Raw genomic sequence first — 3225 nt, 5'->3', positions numbered from 1 at the left:
CGAACCGCCCCTCCCCCCGCGACTGCCGGGGGATCGGCACCGCGCGCCACCACCCCTTGGCCCGCGCCGGGCCGGCCGGCGCCGGGATGCCGAGCCCGCCCAGCACCAGCCCGCCCGCGTCGTCGCTCAGCACGTCGAGACGGCGGCTGTGCCCGGTCAGCACCGCGCGCGAGGCGGTGACCGCGTCGGTCGGCACCCCCAGCGCCCGCGCCACCGCGACCGAGTTGCCGACCGGCACCAGCCCCAACGGCCGTGCGGCCAGGTCACCTTCGCGGTGCAGCAGCCGCACCGCGCGCAGCAGCGCCCGGTCGTCGCCGACGATCACCAGCTGGCGACCCTTCCTTCTGGCCAGGACCCTGGGCAGGGCCTCGGGCCCGTCGAGCACGCACACCCGGACCTCGTCGCTGGCCCCCGCGCACAACACGTCCCTGGCGATGCGCACCGACTCCCCGTCCACGCGCCGGGCCGTCGGGTCGATGACGATGAGCACCTGACTGTTCGCCTCCCGGCTGCGTCTCCCGTAAGCTCTCTGTGCAAGAGCCCCTGTCGCGATTGCGCAGGGGTTTCGTCGATCCGGGGCAGCACAGCGTAGATGCCCCGCTCGGAAGGGGTGTACGCCTGTGCCCGCACTTGTGCTGCTCGGCGCTCAGTGGGGTGACGAGGGCAAAGGCAAGGCCACGGACCTGCTCGGCGGTTCCGTCGACTATGTGGCGCGCTACCAGGGCGGCAACAACGCCGGTCACACCGTGGTCGTCGGCGACCAGAAGTACGCGCTCCACCTGCTGCCCTCCGGCGTGCTGAGCCCCGAGTGCACGCCGGTGATCGGCAACGGCGTGGTCGTCGACCCCAGCAAGCTGCTCTCCGAGGTGAGCGAGCTGAACGCGCGGGGCATCGACACCTCCCGCCTGCTGGTCAGCGGCAACGCGCATCTGATCACCAGCTACCACCAGACGCTCGACAAGGTCTCCGAACGGTTCCTGGGCAAGCGGAAGATCGGCACCACCGGTCGCGGCATCGGCCCGGCCTACGCCGACAAGATCAACCGGCAGGGGGTGCGCGTCCAGGACCTGTTCGACGAATCGATTCTTCGGCAGAAGGTCGAGGCCGCGCTCGACCACAAGAACCAGCTCCTGGCCAAGATCTACAACCGCCGCGCCATCGAGGTCGAGCAGGCCGTCGAGGAGCTGCTGAGCTTCGCCGAGCCGCTGCGCCCCTACGTCTGCGACACCACCCTGGTCCTCAACCAGGCCCTCGACGAGGGCAGGGTGGTGCTCTTCGAGGGCGGCCAGGGCACCCTGCTCGACGTGGACCACGGCACCTATCCGTTCGTCACCTCGTCCAACCCCACCGCCGGCGGCGCCTGCACCGGCACCGGCGTCGGGCCGACCAGGATCGACCGGGTCATCGGCATCCTCAAGGCGTACACGACCCGGGTCGGCGCCGGCCCGTTCCCCACCGAGCTGTTCGACGAGGACGGCGACCGGCTGCGGAGCGAGGGCCACGAGTACGGCGTGACCACCGGTCGGGACCGCCGCTGCGGCTGGTTCGACGCGGTCATCGCCCGCTACGCGGTGCGGGTCAACGGGATCACCGACTTCTTCCTGACCAAGCTGGACGTGCTCAGCGGCTGGGAGCGCGTCCCGGTCTGCGTCGGCTACCGGATCGAGGGCCGCGAGGTCAGCGAACTCCCCTACAGCCAGAGCGACTTCCACCACGCCGAGCCGGTCTACGAGTACCTGCCCGGCTGGCAGGAGCCGATCTCGGACGCCAGGTCGCTCTCCGACCTGCCGAAGAACGCCCAGGCGTATGTGGCGGCGCTTGAGGAGATGTCCGGCGCGCGGATCTCCGCGATCGGCGTGGGCCCGGGCCGGGACGAGACCATCCAGGTCCACCCCTTCCTCTGAGGAGCTTCCCGAGGGACTTTCCGAGGGAGTTCCTCCGAGGGCCCCGAAAGCCCGTGGGCCGGGTGGTGGTCGTCATGACCCCCACCCGGCCCACGCCGCCTGGTGCCCGGTGTCCCGCCGTCAGTCCGACAGGTTGGCGTTGAACTCGCCCTCGCCGCCGTCCATCGGGGAGAAGGTGATCGTCTCCGGGTCGTCGCCCGTCCAGTGGATGCGGTAGCTGGGCAACGGGTCACAGCCGCCCGAGACGGCGTCGCCCGGGCCGATGATGACCTGGGTGGCCTGGAGGCCGCCGGCCACCATCGTGGACTCCCAGGTGCAGGTGCCGTTGGTGAACGTCACGCCCAACTCGCCGGCGGACGCGGTGGTCTCGGTCTCCGCCGTCAGGTCCGGGCCGACCCAGGTCTCGCTGTAGATGTCGTACGGCATGGCGTCGTTGCCGGCACCGGCCTCCGCCATCGTCATGCTCGACTCCACGCCGAAGCTCGGAGCGCTCCACACCAGCGAGCCGCCGCTGTACTCCAGAGTCTGCTCGCCCCACGGGCTGCAGTTCGCGCCGCTCGGCCACTGGTCGTCGATGCTGTCGCTGTTGAGCGTGACGACCGTGCCCGAACTCTCCAGCACCGAGGACTCCATGCAGAGCGTCCCGGCCAGCACCGTGTACTGGGTGGTGATGATGTCGCCGGTGTAGCCCTCGGAGATCTCGATCCGCTGGAACCAGGTGTCGCCCTGGCTGCTGGTCATCTCGCCTTCCCAGGCACCGACCATCTCCGTCGGTATCTGGTCCTCGCCACCGATGGTGGGGTCGTCCGTGGGCGTGGGGTCCGGGGTCGGGGTGGGGTCGTCCGTCGGCTCGGTTGGCTGCTCCGAGGTCGGGGTCTCGGTGCCGCCCCCGCCGGCCTTGTCGTTGTCGTCCCCGCCCATGGCGAAGACCGCGACGCCGATGCCCAGGGCCAGCACCACCACGGCGGCGACCACGATCCAGAGCGTCTGGTTGTTCTTCCGGCCCCCGGGGCCGCCCGGTCCGGGCGGGCCGTAGCCGCCGGGGCCACCCGGGCCCCCGTAGCCGCCGCCGTAGGGGTTGTTCGGGTCGCCCTGCTGCGGATAGCCGTAGGCCGGGGTGCCGGGCGCCTGCTGCGGGTAGCCGTACCCCTGGCCGCCCTGACCGCCCTGCCCGGGCGGCGGGCCGTAGCCGGGGGGCGGCGCGGCCGAGGTCATCGTCGCCATCGCGTCGACCGGGCCGTTCGGCGCCGGGCTCGGCGGCGGCGTCGCCGGCACGCTCAGCTGGGTGGGCGTGGGCGGCGCGGCCGACGGCGGGGCCGGG

General features: G+C 71.9%; 2 protein-coding genes and 1 pseudogene. 1 reads left to right on the top strand and 2 read right to left on the bottom strand.

Features of this window, described 5'->3' with window-relative positions:
• Positions 1-490 (bottom strand): diacylglycerol kinase family protein (locus EBN88_RS29270; protein WP_267902615.1); only part of this gene is annotated, 490 nt, incomplete at its 3' end.
• Between the two features lie 130 nt (positions 491-620).
• Here EBN88_RS29270 and EBN88_RS29265 point away from each other — a divergent pair.
• Entirely contained in the window at positions 621-1904 is a 1284-nt protein-coding gene (locus EBN88_RS29265) for an adenylosuccinate synthase (RefSeq protein WP_122400015.1), read from the top strand.
• Positions 1905-2024: 120 nt separating this feature from the next.
• Here the strand turns inward: EBN88_RS29265 and EBN88_RS31015 are convergent.
• Positions 2025-3225, bottom strand: a pseudogene (locus EBN88_RS31015) (hypothetical protein); the annotation flags it as partial.

This window comes from Streptomyces triticirhizae, assembly GCF_003696235.1.
In the GTDB taxonomy this organism is placed as follows: Bacteria; Actinomycetota; Actinomycetes; order Streptomycetales; family Streptomycetaceae; genus Streptomyces; species Streptomyces triticirhizae.
The sequence above is the reverse complement of the archived record's forward strand: the minus strand, read 5'-3'. Positions and strand labels throughout refer to the sequence as shown.